Below are 17,296 nucleotides of genomic sequence, written 5' to 3'. Positions count from 1 at the left end.
GATATCCACTGTTCCACTTTGGGTAGCGTGATTGTTTTCAATCCGTTACGAGTGTGCATTTTTGGATTGTGAATTGCCGATAATCGGGGATAAACGGGCAGTAACAAAGTAAATAACTCGCAGTTTCGGGTGGTGGGACGAGTCCTGCGGAGAAATTGAGCCCTTGCTCCCGAAATAATAGGTGTTCGCCCGTTGCCTCCCGGCGCTGCTTCATCTGGACAGGTTTTCCCCAACAGGAGGTCGTGGCATGAAAAAGTATATCCGCCTGCTTTTCCTTCCAGCGCTGCTCATTGCATCGAGTGCCTTTGCGCAAGTGACTACCGGTCAGATCAATGGAACTTTGGTCGACCCCTCCGGAGCGGTGGTGACCGGGGCTACAGTCAGTGCGACAGAGGTCGAAACCGGCTTTACGCGCTCCACGCAAACTAATTCCACCGGGAACTATGGCTTGGTGGCGTTGCCTCCCGGACATTACAACCTTAAGACCGAAGCCAAGGGATTTGCCACGCTCGAGCAGAAGAATATTGAAATCATTGTAGGTCAAGCGCTAACCCTGAACTTTACGTTGCGCACCGGTACCTCTACCGAGGTGGTGGAGGTCAGCGGCGAAGCCCCTCTGATTGAGACTAGTAGATCTGACATCGGGGGCTCGGTTTCCCCGCAGGAAGTCAGAGATCTTCCGGTGCGAGATCGCAATTTCGCTTCCCTGATGGCCCTGGTCCCTGGGGTGAAACCCGCACCCAATTTTGATCCCACGAAGAGCCGCTCAGGCACGGTGAGCGCTGGCGGAAGCGACGGTCGCGCTTTTGATTACAACGTTGATGGGGGAGACAACAAAGATACGGTTATCGGCGGCATCGTACAGAATTACACCTTAGAAGGCATCCAGGAGTTCAACGTCGTCACTAACCGGTACACCGCTGAATCCGGACGCGCGGTGGCGGGTGTCGTGAACGTGGTGACCAAGTCGGGCACCAACAAACTGCACGGGACAGCTTTTGGCGAGTTTCAACTTAGCACCTTTAACGCAAAGTCAGAATTCGACCGCACGGCCGGCCCCGACGGCAAGCTGTTCACACCCGACGATGTGGAACTGTCCAAGCCTGTTTACCATCGCTATCACTTCGGCGGATCGGTGGGCGGACCGATTATTAAGGACAAGTTTTTCTTCTTTGGAGCTTACGAGTACAAGCGCGAGCTGGCGGCCATCAATCCCGACCCCACGGCGGTGGCCAACCTGGAGCTTCTGCCCCAGGCATCTCCCGCCACCAAGATCGACACGCCATTTTTTGATCAGCTTGCGACGATCAAGCTCGACTATCGATTCAATGAGCGCCATAGCATTTTTGCGCGCTACGGCCGCGAGCGGTGGAACACGCTGAATGACCAACCGACAACGGCGGGGACTCCAATTGCAGATCTTTCAGAAGCGACTGCCAATACCAACCAGTTCCATTCCATGGTGCTGCAGGACAGCTATGCGCTCTCGAATAACAAGGTGAACGTCGCTGCCTTTCAGTTCCAGGATTTCGTGAATGAGATCAATGCCACTCCCGGCCGCACCTTCACATTGCCGGTAGCCGGGGGCGGAACCGCGGTTAACCCGTTGCTGACGTTCCCAAGTGCGGAGTTGGGCAATAATATAAACGTTCCGCAACAAACCCTGATCCGCAAATACCAGTTCCGCGACGACTTCAGCTGGGTGAAAGGACGTCACAACCTGAAAGTGGGCGCGAACTGGATTTACATTGCCAAGATGGGTGGCTATTTCTTCTCCGGTCTTGGATACCAACTTATCTTCTTTGATGATCCGACGACTATTTTTGGCGCTAAAGCCGCGGACTATCCTCAAGGATTGTCAACGCCAGGTGCAGTGCAAGAACTGATATATAGCGCCGGCAACGGCCGTACTGACAATCCTCAAAATCCTCACGCCCTGGGGCTGTATTTTCAGGACGATTTCAAGGTTACTTCCCACTTAACATTAAACCTCGGCCTGCGTTGGGATGCGAATTTGTTCGTTCTTCCACCCCAGTTGCGCACTGACCCCTTGCAGACGAACCGTGTAGTTACGATTCTGCGGCAACTAATTGCCGCCAATCCGACCAGCCCCGCCGCTGCCGAGGGCTTGGCGCGAGCGAAGTATCTCGCCGGCAGCACCGATGATTTGACGCGAACCACCGCTTCCTATAAGGAATTCCAACCACGAATCGGTTTTGCCTGGGATCCTACGGGGGCGGGTAAAATCGTGATCCGCGGCGGTTATGGCATCGCACGCGATCAGGTGTTCCAAAACCTGACGTTGTGGTCCATTCAGCAGTCGAACACTACGCTATACCAGAGCGGTCTGATCGACTTGTCGAATAGCAGCGGTCCTCCGTCTCCCGCCGGTGATCTGGCAACTTTCCGCTATGGCATCGACCCACTGCCGGCGCCTGCTGCTGCTGCCACCGATCTGGCTTTCGGCGCGCGCGGCCGCTTGGACGATCCTAAACTGACCGATCCCTGGTCGCAGCAGATGTCGATCGGCAGCGCGATCGAACTGAATCCCGAGTACGCTTTGTCCGTCGATTACACCCACGTGCTAGGAACGCATGAATTCCGCATGTTGGACGACAATCCCCGGATCGGGTCGATATGCAACCCAGCCTTCGGGGGTTCCACGTCAGATCCGCGCTGCGTCAATGGAGCTGGTACTCGCTTGCTGGATGCGGCGTTTGCGGCGGCGGGAATTGGCGCAGGCCGGCTTGCCGATTTGCGTACTGCTGCCAGCAATAACCGCTCGCTCTATGACGGCATCAACTTCGTATTCAAGAAGCGCATGTCGCACAATATCGGGTTTCAGGCCAGCTACGTTCTGTCCTGGTCGCGTTCCTGGGGCGGAATTCCAGTGTCGTCGTATGGAGGTTCCTACCTGACGTCGGATCGAGCCTTCCAGTTCCGCTCCAACAATTGGGGACCCACGGACTTCGACGAGCGGCATCGGTTTGTGATCAGCGGCATCTTCATGCCGAAGTGGGGGATCGAACTGGCGCCACTGTTCCAAGCGTCATCGGCGCGTCCGATCGACTTTTACCCTGGTGTTGACATCGATGGCGATGGGCGGCCGTACGTAGATCGGGTTTGTGTAGGGTCCAACCCCAACAATGCACCCATTACCTCCGCTCCGGGATGTACGCAGGTCAAACCCAACTCCCTGCGCGGGGACGCCTTCGTGCAAATGGACCTCAGCATTGCCAAGCGGTTCCATCCCACGGACTGGCTGGCAATTCGCCCCTTCTGGGAGTTCCACAACCTGTTTAACCGTTTCAACAAGTGTAATTCGGTGGCTAACGATGCCAGCCAACCCAACTTCCTGCAACCGCTCAGTGGACCGATCAGCGGACCGTATTGCGCTCTGAACGGTGGGGTGTACGGCACGGGAGGCGGCTCTTTTGGACCTGGCTTCAGCGCGCCGTTCCGCTCGCAATTTGGAATCCGTTTCGAGTTCTAGAAGCGGGATTCTGAGTTCGATTTGAGGAGGCAGGTGTGAAAGCACCTGCCTTTTTTGTTAGCTCGCGCGTTCTTCCGCCCATCCTGGGTCATCAGCATGACAACAGGGGCTAAACCTTCGCGTCTTGCGGGTGCCCTCTGCCTCTTGTACATTCGCGTTGCACTTGCCATCCGAGTCCAGAATGCGCCCATTCCGGAAGTTGTCGAAGTTTCGTTCTTTCTCCATCAGACTGCTCCTCTCGCAGATCCTGCTGGTCCTGAGTTGTCCACTCCTTGCGCAGCAGCCAAGTCTTGCCGCAGTTGACGAAATCTTGGAGAAGGCGATTGCAGAACAAAAGCCTCCCGGCGCAGTGGTCCTGATTGGCCATGATCACAGCGTGATTTACCGGAAGGCGTTCGGGTTTCGCAGTCTGGAACCCACGCGCGAGCCCATGACCGCCGACACGATCTTTGACGTTGCCTCCCTCACCAAATGCATGGTCACTGCCACTGCCAGCATGCAACTGCTGGAGAAGGGGCAGATTCGACTGAATGATCCGGTCACGCGATACATTCCTGAGTTTGGGATGAACGGGAAACAGGACATCACGGTGCGCCAATTGCTGACGCATTTCTCCGGGCTGGCCGAAGATCTTGACCTGAAGCAGCACTGGGAGGGATATGACACTGCCGTCCGCATGGCGATGGAAGAGACCCCAGTCTATCCGCCGGGCTCGCGGTTCCTTTACAGCGACATCAACTACATCGTGTTGGGAGAGATAGTTCGCCGGGTGTCGGGCTTTTCCCTGGATGCCTATGCGACCACGAACATCTTTAAACCGCTGGGTCTGGAGCACACCGATTTCACACCACCTGCGGCATGGCGGCCGATAATTGCAGCCACGGAATATGATGAACGCGGAGTCATGCTGCGTGGGGTGGTGCACGACCCTACCGCGCGCAGGATGGGCGGAGTAGCCGGACATGCTGGATTGTTTTCGACGGCCGATGACGTCGCGCGCTATGCGCAGGCGCTTCTGGACGGCGGAGCTCCCATCCTTTCCGCTCTCAGCGTCGAAAAGATGAGCACACCTCAGCAACCGCCGACAGCGAGCTCGTTGCGAGGATTGGGTTGGGACATCGATTCGCCTTTTTCCACCACCCGTGGTGAGTTTTTGCCAGTAGGATCATTTGGTCATACCGGATTCACCGGAACTTCGCTCTGGATTGACCCATCAACCAACACCTACATCATCATTCTGGCGAACTCGGTGCACCCACGGGGACAAAACTCCATCGTCTCCTTACGGTCGCGGGTGGCGACTGCGGTGGCGACGGCGCTGAAACTGACACCGTCAGAAAGCGAACAAGTGCGGCTGCGGCAGATTACTGGATACAACGAGACCTTGAGCGCAGCCCACCGCGTGATGTTTCGCAATGGAATGGTCAAGACCGGCATTGATGTTCTGGAATCGCACAACTTCCAAGAGCTGCAATCGAAAGACAGCCACAAAACCCGGATCGGTCTCGTCACGAACCAGACCGGCGTCGATTCCAGCGGGCGGCGAACGATCGATGTGCTCGCGCATGCTCCGGGAGTGGAACTGGTCGCGATTTTCAGCCCTGAACACGGCGTCACAGGAGGATTGGATACCGCGCAAATCGGCAATACACGCGACAGTGCTACCGGGATTACGGTGTATAGCGTTTATGGGGACAGCGACGCTAAACGACGCCCCGATCCTGCGGTACTGAAGAATCTGGATGCGGTTATCTACGATATTCAGGATGTCGGCGTGCGCTTTTATACCTATGAGACCACGCTGGGTTATTTCCTGGAGGGTGTGGCCAAAGCGGGAATTGATCTGATCGTGCTCGATCGTCCCAATCCAATCACTGGGGCATTTGTACAAGGGCCGATCTCCACTCTGCAGCGCGGCGCCTTTGTGGACTATCACCCTTTGCCTGTGCGCCATGGGATGACGGTCGGGGAACTGGCCAAGCTTTTCAATTCGGAACGAAGCATCGGAGCTCGGCTGAGGATCGTTCCCATGAACGGATGGATGCGGGGAGACTGGTTCGATTCCACAGGCTTGTCTTGGGTGAATCTCTCGCCGAATATGCGCAGCCTGACTGAAGCCACGCTCTATCCTGGGGTGGGTTTGGTTGAGGGGACCAACATATCCGTCGGCCGAGGGACGGGCACTCCCTTTGAGGTGGTTGGAGCACCCTGGATCAAGCCAACCGAACTGGCTGCGTATCTCAATGGCCGCATGATCCAGGGGGTGCGTTTCGTGCCGGTGAGCTTTACGCCGATATCCAGCAATTACGCCAACCAATTGTGCGGCGGGGTGAACATTGTAGTGGTGGATCGGAATTTCTTTGATCCGACGGAATTGGGGATTGAGCTAGCGTCGGCCTTGCGCAAGCTTTATCCGTCTCAGTTCCAACTGGATCGGATGATCGAGCTGTTGGGCAATCAGTCGGCATTTAACGCGCTGCTGGCGAATGAGGATCCACGGATTATCACGGAAGGCTGGCGAGATGAACTGGATGAGTTTGTGAAATTGAAGAAGAAGTATCTGATTTACTAAGCCGCAATTAGCAGTCGGCAATCAACATTTGGTCATCCCAGATTAGCGCCGAAGATCACGGCGCGAACTTGGGGCACCCCAATGCATTCAGCGGAACTGCAGATCTCTGGCAGGCTGAAGCCTGCTCGTGATGACAAAATCAGCGATGTTGCCTAGCTGGTTGATCGTTTCGGGACAACCCTTTGCAACAGACGCGGAATCTAGTTACCTAAAGCAAGAAACGCGTAGATTCGGAGCTATACTTGGCCACCAGTTAGCCTGGAGGAGACCAGCGCTATGCGTGCTCTAAAGTTGGTGTCACTACTTTCCGTTCTGGTGTGCGCGGCTATGGCGCAAGAGCCGCTGTCCAACACAGACCCATTCGCGCACGGAACCAATCTTTCGCCGATTTTCAGCGAGGGCAAGGTCACCCTTCCTGCAGGCACGCAAATCCCCCTGCATTTGAAGCAGGGAATCTCCACAAAGAGCGTCAAGGTGGGCGATGCGGTTTATGCTGAGACAACTTTCCCTATTACGGGGAATGACCGCGTGATCATTCCTGCCGGGACTTACGTTCAGGGTCGGATCACGGAGGTGAAGAGGCCGGGCCGCGTTAAAGGACGCGCAGAAGTATTGATGCATTTCACCAGCCTGGTATTTCCCAGCGGCTATACCACGATGTTGCCGGGAGCAGTGGAAAATGTGCCGGGAGCGGAAAACCAACACGTAAAGGGAGAAGAGGGCACCATTCAGCAGAATTCCTCAAAGGGGAAGGACGCCGCGCAGGTTGCCCAGACCGCAGCGACTGGCGCGGTCATCGGTGGTCTCGCGAGCGGCGGCACGGGAAAGGGCGTGGGGATTGGCGGGGCTGCCGGGGCAGCAACCGGATTGGCAATCGCAATGTTGACCAGAGGCAACGATATCCTGTTGCCAGAAGGAACCAGCGTGCAGATGGTGTTGCAGCGGGCCCTGACGCTGGACGAGGCCAAGCTACACCGCTGAAAGATGATCTTCGCTGCGTCTGCGATGCGAACGATCTGCAAGCAGATAGAAGCGTCATGAGTAAGTAGGTCGCAACTTACCCTGCGCAGGTATTCCTTCTGCTAGACTGGAACGGCAGTCGCCACGACGCATCCGGTATGGCAATCCGAACAATTTTTCTGATGGTGGAGGAGTGCGCCGACGGGCAGCGTACGGGTTGGCATGAGTTCGTCCGAGACTATGCGCCAATTTCGCGCTTGCTGCTAAGCCACTACTTTCCTTCGCTCTCTCCCGAGATCGGTAGCCATATCCAAGGCGTCTTCGAGAGCGCACAGAAGGACGGAAATGCCTGGTTCCGGAGCTTTAAATTTCAGAATGAACGCGAGTTCATGATGGAGTTCCGCCAGTTGGTTTTCGCCTATGGCCGCGCCAATTCGCGGATTCCGGCTCCGGAGATTTCGCTCGATCAGATGCGCGAGATCATGCGCAAGCTCAACGTGGTCGAGCAGGAAATCCTATGGCTCTTCGTAAAAGGGTACACAGCCCCGCAGATCGCACCGATCATGATGAACGCAGAGGCTACCGCGAATGCGGTGAAGGAAATGGCGCAGCAAAAACTGGGGCAAGTGCTCCCTGGCGCCACGGCGCAGGCGTTTAACGTGTCTGCACGCGTGCTTATTGAGGCGGCGGAAAAGACCCGAACTGAACATTGCCTTCCACTCAAAACGTTCAACAACCTCATCAATGGCCAGGTCTCCTGGCGGGAACGGGAGTTGGCGGAGGAGCACATCCGCGACTGCTTCTATTGCATCGACCGCTTCACTTCTTTTCAGGAGATGATTCGACTGCGGAAGGACACGCCGCCGCTCTCCGAGCAGGAAATCGAATCATTGCTGCAGGCGTTGCACTTTGCGCCTGTGAAAAAGAAGGGCTTCCTGGGACGAATCTTTGCGAAGGCTTAGAGGGCTAACGCGCCAGACTCGCCGCGAAAGGGCCACAGCTAACCTGAAAGCTTAAGATTTGGCTCCGCGACTATTCGATCCTCCTACTTCAGTGCAAACAGCGCATTCACGTGTGCCGTGATCGTGATCTTTTGAGGAGAAAATTCTGCTGTTGGAGGAGGCGCCGGAGCCATGGCTTCCGCCCGCGCCATTATAGGCATAGGCCGAATGGGCTCCGCGATGTTGACGGAGGCAAAAACCAATTCACCCAGAGATCGGTTGCTAGCCTGTGCGATGGCTGCGGCCTGCGCACGCGCTTTATGGAAGGCATCCTCGGAGGCTTTTGCCTTCGCTGCTTCCATGTCTTCCAGGGTGTAATTGATGGATTGATTTCCAGTTACATCCATATCCGCCAGCTTGTCTTCGATTGCGGGAAGCTTACTGAAGTCGCGAAGTTTGAGCGTTACATTGGAACTGGCGCGATAACCTTCGAGCTTGCGCTTGGGTGACTGATAGTCGTACACAGGCATCAGGGAGAAATAGCCAACCTCGGCTTGCCGGGGATCGATTCCGTTGGAGCGCAGGATTTCGCGAACTTGTTCAGCCGCCTTCGCAGCCCTGTCATAGGCATCACGTGAAGACTTTTCCTGAGCGGAAATATTGAACTGCAACACGATAGTATCCGGCGGCGTCTCATACTTACCGTCTGCACCTACGTATATGGTGTTTGGCTGAATGAAAGGACGTTCTTGAGCTGGCAAAAACTGAACTGCCCAGAGCAAAATCAAAAATAGTTGAAATCTGAAGAACATTTTCATTTTCGGCCTCTTTACTGGGGAACGAAGGCAGTAAGAATTCTTGCATTATGCCTACCATCGTCGGGATCGCATTTCGGCGTTGAGCTATCGGGGACCGTGCCCCACGAGTTCCAGCACGCGGTTGGCGCAGGATCGGCAAAACGAGTTCTCTTTCAAATCGATCCATTCCACCGCATGTGAACCGGCCATCGCGCAGCGGTAATCGTCGCAATGGGTCAATTCCAAGGTGTGGCCCAATTCGTGGACCGCCTCCTTCAGCATGCGGGTATGCAGAAGATCGAGGTCGGGAGGAAGGCCGTAGAACTCCTGGCGCAGCCGGTGAGTGGAAATGAGAGCACAAAAGCCGCCCATCTGTGCCTCACCGAAAACGAAGGTGAGGATGGGGATGTAGAGGTCAACGTCGGTAACGGCGAGCAAACGCCAAGTGTTGCTGTTCACGTGATGCTGAACGCAAGCGAGAATCTCGCTGGAGTGATACTGGCCGCGCTCGGAATGAAAGGCAAATTTCGGATCCAAGGTAGTGGTCAGCACCTGACAAGGAGTGGCGAAATGGTGGGCGAGCTGGACAGCTAAGCCTTCCAGCACGCGCCCCTCGAGTTCGCCTACCGCGAGCAGTTGCAAGCGCTTCATTTATTTTTCAACGAGAGCACCGCGGCTCCATCCATACTTCTTGAGTTTGTTGTGCAAGGTAACGCGGTCGATGTTGAGCACTTCGGCAGTGCGCGTCTGGTTCCAGCCGCACTCTTCCAAAACACGCAATATGTGGATCCGCTCCATAGCCTCCAACGTCTTCGCCTCCGGGGGCTCGGGTGCGGTTTTGGAATGGAGGATGAAGTCCTGCTCGCGTAGTTCGGGCTCCTGCGCAACGACCATAGCGCGTTCAACCGCATTTTCGAGTTCACGGACGTTGCCGGGCCATTCGTATTGCTGCAGCAGATCCATCGCCGGGGGTGCTACGCGGTTGATTCGTTTGTTCATCTGTAATGAGAACTTCTTGGTGAAGTGATTTACCAGCAGCGGAATATCTTCCTTACGATCACGAAGCGGAGGCAGCTCGATGCGAAACACGTTCAAGCGATAGAAGAGGTCGGGCCGGAATTTTCCTTCGTCGATCAGGTCTTCAAGCTTCTTGTTAGTTGCGGCAACACAGCGGAAATCGACATGGATGGGCTGATTCCCCCCCACCCGTACGATCTCGCGTTCCTGCAGTACGCGCAGGAGATCAGTTTGGGTTTTTAAGCTGATGTCGCCGATTTCGTCGAGAAAAATCGTACCGCCCTCGGCGATCTCAAACTTGCCTTTCTTGCGATACTGGGCGCCGGTGAAGGCTCCTTTCTCATGCCCAAACAGCTCGCTTTCCAGCAGAGTTTCTGTCAGCGCACCGCAGTGGAGCACGACGAGCGGGTGAAAGCGGCGCGGGCTGGCAGCATGGATGGCTCGAGCAACCAGTTCCTTGCCCGTGCCGCTTTCGCCGTTAATGAGCACGGTGACGTCGGTGGGCGCCACAGTCTCAATGGCCTCGAATACGCGCTTCATGGCCGCGCTCTGTCCAACCAGGTCAGAAGGAATGGCGGTTTCAGCGACTACCTCCCGCAAGCGAACATTCTCCTCCTGGGTGCGACGGTGGGAGAGAGCTTTGGCTACGGTGTGAGCGATCTCGTCCGGATCGAGCGGTTTAGTGACGTAATCATAAGCGCCATTCTTAAGAGCGGCGACCGCAGTTTCGACGGAAGCGTAGCCGGTCATGATGATGCAGATCAGTTCGGGATCGATTTCGTGCATGCGGCGCTGCAGCTCGATGCCGTCGGTGCCGCGCATTTTGATGTCCACCAGCGATACGTCCCAGGATTGTTCCGCCATGCGGGAGAGAGCTTCGCTGGCGTTCTCGGCGGTTCCGACTTCGTAGCCTTCTTCGCGGAACCATTTGTTAAGCGAGTCACGTACGCTGAGTTCGTCGTCAACGATCAGAATTTTCCCTTTGCCTTCCATTGCAGTTACCTCGATGTGGCTGCCAGGGCAGAGCTAGGCGATGCAGCTTTGGCATCTGCCGGCATGAAAATGTAGAAAGTAGTTCCTTTCCCGGGTTCGGACTCCACTTCGATCACACCATGATGGCGCTCGATAATGCTGTGACTGATAGCGAGCCCGAGACCTACGCTCTTACCAGTTTCCTTAGTGGTGAAAAACGGTTCGAAGAGTTGCGGAAGCAAATCCTTGGGAATTCCAACGCCATCGTCACGCACCTGAATCTCCACCTGCTGGCTTTGCGGCAAGTAGCGGGTGCGCACCCACAGATTGCCGCCCCGCGGCATGGCGTCGTGCGCGTTCATGATCAAAGCCAGGAGGACCTGCTCGATCTGCGCCTGATCGCAAGCGATTGTAGGAAGATCTTCAGCCAGATCGGTCTGAAGTTGAATGCCCGCCATGTCGAGCTGATGCTGAACCAGTTTCAGGGCGCGCTCGACAACGGAATTCAGATTGCCCTGCGCGATGTTAAGCGGCGCGGTGCGGGAAAAGGTAAGCAGATTCTTCACCAAGTCTCCGCAGCGGCGACTTTCGCTCTCGATCAGGCTAAGGCATTCTTGGATTTCTTTGTGGCGGCTCTCTTCAATTTGGACGCGGTCGATCCAGCGCCGGAGCAGCTTGGCGTAGGTGAGAATGCCGGAGAGGGGATTGTTGATCTCGTGCGCCAGAACGGCAGCCATCTTGCCGAGAGACGCCATTTTCTCCGCGTGCAGGATCTGCTCGTGGGCATTCTTGAGCTCGCGGGTTTTGTCAGCGACACGCTCTTCCAGAGTGCGTGCCCAGGAGGTAATCTCTTCGTGGGCGGAACGCAGTTGTAGGCTCATGTCGTTGAACGAGCGGGCCAGATCCCCCAGTTCGTCAGAGGAATCGATAGCGATTTGGTATCCCAGTTCACCCTCGGCCAGCTTCTCCGTACCGGAGGTCAGGGCTTTTACTGGCCGAGCAAGTACGCGCCACACGAATAAAGCGGTAAGGGCTGCGATGAATAGCACGGCGAATGCCGTGTAAGCGAGCATCTGGCGTGTGCTTTCGGCGAGAGCAGAGTCCGCGCGCGCGAGCGACAGGTTGGTGTCGAGCACTCCCAGAATCTTCTGGCTCTCGGGATGGGCGTGGCATTGGGCGTTGCTACACGCGGGAGCGTTTTCAATCGGGGTGATGATTCCAAGAATCCTGGAACCATCGGCGCGGTAGATGCGAAAACGATCAGGCCGATTCAGACGTGTGAGTGGCTGCGCCTGGGCATGGCAACCGGTGCAGGCTTCGGCCTGGGTATTGACCCGGTTCCCAACTTCGCTGGTATCGCTGGAAAAACTGATGTTGCCGGTTTCATTGATGATGCGAATGCGAAGGATTCCAGGCTCGCGCGCGATCGTATTGATGAGCTCGTACAATGCCTGGCGGTCGTTGCGCATCATGTGATAGGAGGCGCTGCGCTTCATTGTGTCGCTCATGCGTTCAGCAGCGGCGAGAGTAGCGCTTTCCAGATGACGGCGGTGGAGGCGGATGTTGACGTAGCCGAGGAGAGCGAAGGTGACGATCATGGCCGCGAGCAACAGGACAATCAGCTTAGTGCTGAGGCTGCGGCTCAGGCGACGGAAACGCCAGAGGTGCGATGGCGCAGCATATGATTCGGCAGCATCGAGTTGATCAGTCTCCGGCATGGCTCAAGACCGTTGCTTTCACCAGCACCGGCACTTCGGACGGCCTTTCCGCAGTCTGGTGCTCGGAGAAGATGGGTAAGTACTTCACGGCCATCGCAAACAGAAAAAATCCTGCGGCAATGATGGCGCCAGTGATAGCCACCTCCGTCCACTTGGGGATGTAATGCAAGCCGGCGGCAGTTTCCATGCCGGTGATGCTGACATTGAGGCGGTTGGTAATGAATCCGAGGACAACAAGAACGGCGGTCAAGTAAAGCCCACCTGCGGAGTTGCGGATGTTCTTAAAGACAAGCAGGATGACAGGAACGACCACGCTGAGGCCGATTTCCAGCAGGAAGAGATTGCGTTCATAACCGGAGGTCAAAAGCAGTTTGAGAACGCCGCGATGGAGCAGATCCTCGAAGCGCAGGATGCCGTATACAGTTAGCACCACCAGGAGCACGCGTCCCAATTCCTGCAGGATGGGCAGTTCCAGCTCACGACCGAAATGTTTCGAGCTCATGGAGGATTCGAAGATGGTCATGGCTAGCCCGACCGCGATCGCGGAGAGGAAGAAGAAGACGGGCAGCAGCGGGCTGTACCAGAAAAGATGAAGCTTAGTGGGCATGATGAGGTAGAGGGTGCCGAGTGATGACTGGTGCAACGTCGAGAGGATGACGCCAAAGATCACCAGTGGGATCAGGGCTGTGCGAATAATCTTGAGCGGCTTCTGCCACCCCAGGCGCTCGAGGACGATGGGTGAGAATTCGAGTGTGAGAACCGTGGTGTACAGCATGACGCAGTAGGCGACCTCGAACATCACGGAGTGGGGGTTGCGCATGATGAGCGGATGCCAGATGTTGTAGGGGCGGCCCAGATCAAACAGCAGCGCTACGCAGACGAGAACATATCCGAGGAATGCGGTAAGAATTGTGGGCCGGACGATGGGATGAAGACGCTTGATGTGAAGGATATGCACGGCGGCGGTTAAGGTGAAACCGCCGGCGGCCAGCATCACGCCACAGAGGACGTCGAAGCCAATCCATATGCCCCAGGGAAACTGGTCACTGAGATTGGTTGACGGGCCTAGTCCGCGAGTGAAGCGGATGAGAGTGGCATAGGCGCCCGCCAGCATGAGCGCAACGAATACGATTTTCCAAAAGGTAATCTTGAACTTCACTGAGCGCTCTCCTTTCGAGCGGATGATGGCTTCTCACGGTCTTGCCTTTCGGCGGCGGCTACTTCTTCGCGACGATGCGTGATCCACCAGACGCCACCAAGCAAAATGCCGCCCAACGGTACGAAGTCGGGAATGCGGGAGAGCACCTGGTAAGTGCGAAGTGGCAGCGGATCACGCGGGAAATCGGTCCGATAGCCGAATTCCTCGAAAGGCACACTGGAAAGTAGAAGAACCGAGGTACCGCCGACTTCGTCCAGCCCATAGATGTGGTTGAGGTAATTGCCGGGGTTGTCCTGGATCCGTTTGCGGGCCTCGGCGATGAGTTGTTCGCGGTCGCCGAATTTGGTGGCCCCCGTCGGACAGGCTTCGGCGCAGCTGGTCTGCAGTCCAGCCAGGACGCGATCACTGCACATGGTGCACTTCTGAACCTTGGGATTGATGGAATTCCACTCGTACTTAGGAACGCCGAAGGGGCAGGCGACCATGCAATAGCGGCATCCCATGCAGCGGCTGGCTTCGTAGGTCACTGGACCACCGGAGGTCTTGCGCAAAGCGCCAACGGGACAAACGGAGGCGCAAGCCGGATCCTGACAATTCATGCACAGGCGGCGCATAAATTTGTCATTCTTTGTGAGCACCACTGTGAATTTGTGCTCGGACTGGCGGGCTTCTGAGGCGACACCGTCGTCGTAGCGCAGCTTGTTGTGCTCAGCGCAGGCGGCCTCGCACTGTTTGCACCCGATACACAGGGTGGCGTCATAAAGAAGTGCCTTGCTCATACAGATCTCTCCAAAAAAACGGGAACGCGACGCACGGCGCGCGTAGAAGCGGATTCGAAAGCCGCAATCGTGGAAGAGGTAAAACCACTCAGTGGGAGAACCAAAGTGCAGTAAGGAAAATCCCCGGGCCTCCGGGGGAAGGGTCGAGGCCCGGCGATAAATACTTTTGTCCCAAGAACCAGAGCCCGGAGACCGTCGAAGGTCGGCGAGACTGCCAGGCTAGCTGGATGAACCGCGCGCAAATCGGCGGTGATCATCACTGCATACCCCGGTTCCAACCGCAGCCGGCCGAGGGCCGGTTGCGGTGGTTACTTCAGGTCCTTAACGAAGCTGGCAGCCGCTTTCGCCTGATCTTCGGTAAGGCCATTAACTGCTTTGGCATGGGGGGCCTTCTTGCCTGCTTCCCCCTTTGTGAGCAGGTCCACGATTTGTTGGTCGGTGAGTTTAGTGCCTTTTATTGCCGGTCCGACTTTACCTTCCCCGGCTGGGCCATGGCAGGCAGCACATTTCGCCTTGTATACGGCGGCGCCATCTTCCGCCCAAGACAGGTTGGGCAAGATGAGGAACAGGGCCAACGCGATCGCCAGAATCGCGATCGTGAGCTTTGCGAATTTCATAGGAATGCTCTCCTTCTGGTATGACGGGCCAAATCAAGATGGCCTGGGCCGCCGGCGCCTGACTCATGCTGATGGGGCCTGGAGTTCGGACCGGTGCACAGTGCGCTCTCGAGTAGGAGTTTCTATGAGATGGAGAGGCAGGGCTGTGATAATGCTCACTTTTCAGGGTGATGAATTGTTCATCAGCTCGGTGATCTAGGACATGGGGACTGATGAAGTTCTTGACAAGATAAGGCAGCAGTTTGGAGCTCAGATGATGAGAGTTTCAACAGGATTGCGGCTACTAGAGGGATCCCGTTGGGGGCGAGGCAGCGGCAAAGTGAGCTCAAACAAAAAGCGGCGGTGGGTGAGTCCACCGCCGGAAGTCAGGACATCATCAGGAGGTTACACTCGATTGCGAGCCCTGCCCTGTTACAAACCGCCCAACAGTACTCGTACCGCCAGCCAGGAGAGCGCTAGCCAGAAAATCATGGTGATCAGCGCCGTCTTCCAGAGCGCGCGAGCTCGCTGCTTGAGCCGGCGAGTTGCTATGCATGCAAATGGCCGGCGCGAGTTTCTGCGCCAGCGCGAAATCCAGAGACCGGCAGGCGGCTTGGGCGAAGTGCAATAGGGCTCCAGGTGAGGCATCATCAGAATCTTGGCGCGCGCCTTAGATGATGCTCCAATACCTGAGCTACTGCTCTGGGTAGCCATGCGCACTTCCTAATTCAACATCGACATTGACAATAACAGCTTGAATCGGAAGTGAAGCTTATATTCGATTGTGAAAATTGCCCGTGCGTTCGGCGGACGGAAGGAGCCCAAAAGGGGAAAGTGCTTTGGAGCCCGGCGCACGCCTTCAGCACTCGCGGTTCAACATTCAGCGGCCCGGAAATGAACCTTCAACAACATTCTGATTAGAACATCTACGGGTCGACTTCAGGGTCGGACAATCATCAAACCATTATCGTGACCCTCCTCACAGCACATTCGGGACGCCGCGCTCATCCTTGCTGGAGCCGAAACGGAGGCTCTCAGATGGATGAGCCAACACTGGACAAATTCCCTAAGAAAGTCCTCGCGGGTATTGGCATAGAAACGGCGTTCATTATTTCCCGCCTGGTCGTCGCTGCAGAGAGATTGCAACTGTTTCGACTGCTCGGAAGGAAGCACATGAAAGCCAGCGCCATCGCGCGTGCTCTTAACCTGCACAACGTCTACCACCGCGCCTTCTTGAATTCAATGGTAGCTCTCGGCCTTTTGCACAAGACCAACGATGTGTACTGGAACACGTCTTTCGCAAAGAAGTACTTCATTGAGGAGCGTTCGATTTACTGGACCCGCCAGTACTCCAGGGAATGCGTAGAGGCCTATGAGGCGCTGGCCGTGCTGGAAAAGGCGCTCACTTCCGGCAGAAGTTGCAAGTCAATAAAGGGGCTGGACGAGCCCAGCTACATCGAAGTCATGAAAGAGGACCGGCGACAGGCCGAAGACTTCACGCAGATGTTGTTTCATTATCACCGCTATGACGCAGAGGCCCTGGCAGGCTACTTGGATCTGTCGAGGCGCCGGGCAGTGCTCGACGTAGGCGGAGGCTCGGGGGTTATGTCGATCGCACTCGCTGAGAAAAACCCGCATTTGCGTGCCTGTGTTCTTGATATCGCTCCGGTCTGCCAGATTGCTGCCGCAAATATCCGGCGTGCGAGACTGTCCAGGCGCATCAGTACGCGAGTAGGAGACATTCGCCAACAGCTGCCTGCCGGCTTCGACGTCATCATGTTCTGTGATATCGGCGCGGTCTCGAAGCGGCTGTTAGAGAACTCGTACGACCGTCTTCCGGAAAATGGGCTCCTCGTCCTCGTGGATCGGTATCTCAGCAAGGACGGAACTCGGCCCTTGGCTCGCCTGATCGCACAGTTCGTCGGATTTACCTTCCCCTTAGCAACCTGGGCCGACATGGTTCACGCCCTCAAGTCTTGCGGGTTCCGGCTGGTGAAGGCAAGGAATGTGTATCGCGACGTGTGGGTCATCACTGGCACCAAGCCAAACGACTCCTCGTAATGAAGCGACTACGCCTGGACCGTGATTACCGTCGAAATCAGGCATCACAGCGGCGAATAGCTGAAAGCCCCGCCGGGCTCGCGGCAGCATTCAGTAGTGAGATGCTGTACGACTTGCATTTGCCTCGGAGCTGCGCCTCGATTTCCCACCCTAGTAAGAACAGCCAGAGGGGCACGTCAGGGTCGTTATCCGATGTCGACTACTGAACCGGCTTCAGGTAATTCTGCACTG

The 17,296-nt window shown here is 56.3% G+C and carries 13 protein-coding genes; 5 read left to right on the top strand and 8 right to left on the bottom strand.

The genetic code is table 11. The features are described 5' to 3' along the window. The first annotated feature begins 247 nt into the window (after window positions 1–247). The 4 genes from VEG30_19280 to VEG30_19265 all read left to right on the top strand — a co-directional run bounded on the left by VEG30_19280 (window position 248) and on the right by VEG30_19265 (window position 7,987). Entirely contained in the window at window positions 248–3,493 is a 3,246-nt protein-coding gene (locus tag VEG30_19280; protein ID HXZ82081.1) for a TonB-dependent receptor, read from the top strand. A 181-nt stretch (window positions 3,494–3,674) separates the two neighbouring features. After that, window positions 3,675–6,065 (top strand): serine hydrolase, encoded by a 2,391-nt coding sequence (locus tag VEG30_19275; protein ID HXZ82080.1) that lies wholly within the window; start codon window positions 3,675–3,677, stop codon window positions 6,063–6,065. A gap of 276 nt (window positions 6,066–6,341) precedes the next feature. Further along, window positions 6,342–7,046 carry a hypothetical protein gene (locus VEG30_19270; protein HXZ82079.1) on the top strand — a complete coding sequence of 235 codons (705 nt, stop codon included), beginning with the start codon at window positions 6,342–6,344 and terminating at the stop codon, window positions 7,044–7,046. Window positions 7,047–7,183: 137 nt separating this feature from the next. Continuing rightward, the gene (locus VEG30_19265) at window positions 7,184–7,987 is read left to right on the top strand and encodes a hypothetical protein (protein ID HXZ82078.1); all 804 of its coding nucleotides are present in this window, start codon (window positions 7,184–7,186) and stop codon (window positions 7,985–7,987) included. 83 nt (window positions 7,988–8,070) lie between these two features. On the opposite strand, the gene VEG30_19260 is transcribed toward VEG30_19265, so the two are convergent. From VEG30_19260 to VEG30_19225, 8 genes are all read right to left on the bottom strand, one after another. Continuing rightward, window positions 8,071–8,727 (bottom strand): SIMPL domain-containing protein, encoded by a 657-nt coding sequence (locus VEG30_19260; GenBank protein HXZ82077.1) that lies wholly within the window; start codon window positions 8,725–8,727, stop codon window positions 8,071–8,073. Between the two features lie 141 nt (window positions 8,728–8,868). Next, window positions 8,869–9,414, bottom strand: coding sequence for an archaemetzincin family Zn-dependent metalloprotease (locus VEG30_19255; protein HXZ82076.1), 546 nt, complete (start codon window positions 9,412–9,414; stop codon window positions 8,869–8,871). Beyond that, window positions 9,415–10,773 carry a sigma-54 dependent transcriptional regulator gene (locus VEG30_19250; GenBank protein ID HXZ82075.1) on the bottom strand — a complete coding sequence of 453 codons (1,359 nt, stop codon included), beginning with the start codon at window positions 10,771–10,773 and terminating at the stop codon, window positions 9,415–9,417. Window positions 10,774–10,778: 5 nt separating this feature from the next. Beyond that, window positions 10,779–12,470 (bottom strand): ATP-binding protein, encoded by a 1,692-nt coding sequence (locus tag VEG30_19245; GenBank protein HXZ82074.1) that lies wholly within the window; start codon window positions 12,468–12,470, stop codon window positions 10,779–10,781. Next, the gene (gene hybB / locus VEG30_19240) at window positions 12,457–13,629 is read right to left on the bottom strand and encodes a Ni/Fe-hydrogenase cytochrome b subunit (protein HXZ82073.1); all 1,173 of its coding nucleotides are present in this window, start codon (window positions 13,627–13,629) and stop codon (window positions 12,457–12,459) included. The genes VEG30_19245 and hybB overlap by 14 nt, the downstream gene beginning before the upstream one ends. After that, window positions 13,626–14,408 (bottom strand): 4Fe-4S dicluster domain-containing protein, encoded by a 783-nt coding sequence (locus VEG30_19235; protein HXZ82072.1) that lies wholly within the window; start codon window positions 14,406–14,408, stop codon window positions 13,626–13,628. Before VEG30_19235 ends, hybB begins: the two co-directional genes overlap by 4 nt. Window positions 14,409–14,716: 308 nt before the next feature. After that, window positions 14,717–15,025, bottom strand: coding sequence for a cytochrome c (locus VEG30_19230; protein ID HXZ82071.1), 309 nt, complete (start codon window positions 15,023–15,025; stop codon window positions 14,717–14,719). Between the two features lie 411 nt (window positions 15,026–15,436). Beyond that, window positions 15,437–15,718: a hypothetical protein gene (locus tag VEG30_19225; GenBank protein HXZ82070.1), complete on the bottom strand. Its 282-nt coding sequence runs from the start codon at window positions 15,716–15,718 to the stop codon at window positions 15,437–15,439. Between the two features lie 324 nt (window positions 15,719–16,042). On the opposite strand from VEG30_19225, the gene VEG30_19220 reads away from it, so the two are divergent. Then, complete coding sequence (locus VEG30_19220) at window positions 16,043–17,065, top strand: methyltransferase (GenBank protein HXZ82069.1); 1,023 nt, start codon at window positions 16,043–16,045, stop codon at window positions 17,063–17,065. The last annotated feature ends 231 nt before the right edge of the window (window positions 17,066–17,296 follow it).

The organism is Terriglobales bacterium (assembly GCA_035624455.1).
Lineage (GTDB): Bacteria > Acidobacteriota > Terriglobia > Terriglobales > Acidobacteriaceae > DASPRM01.
This window is presented reverse-complemented; position numbering and strand designations above follow the sequence as displayed.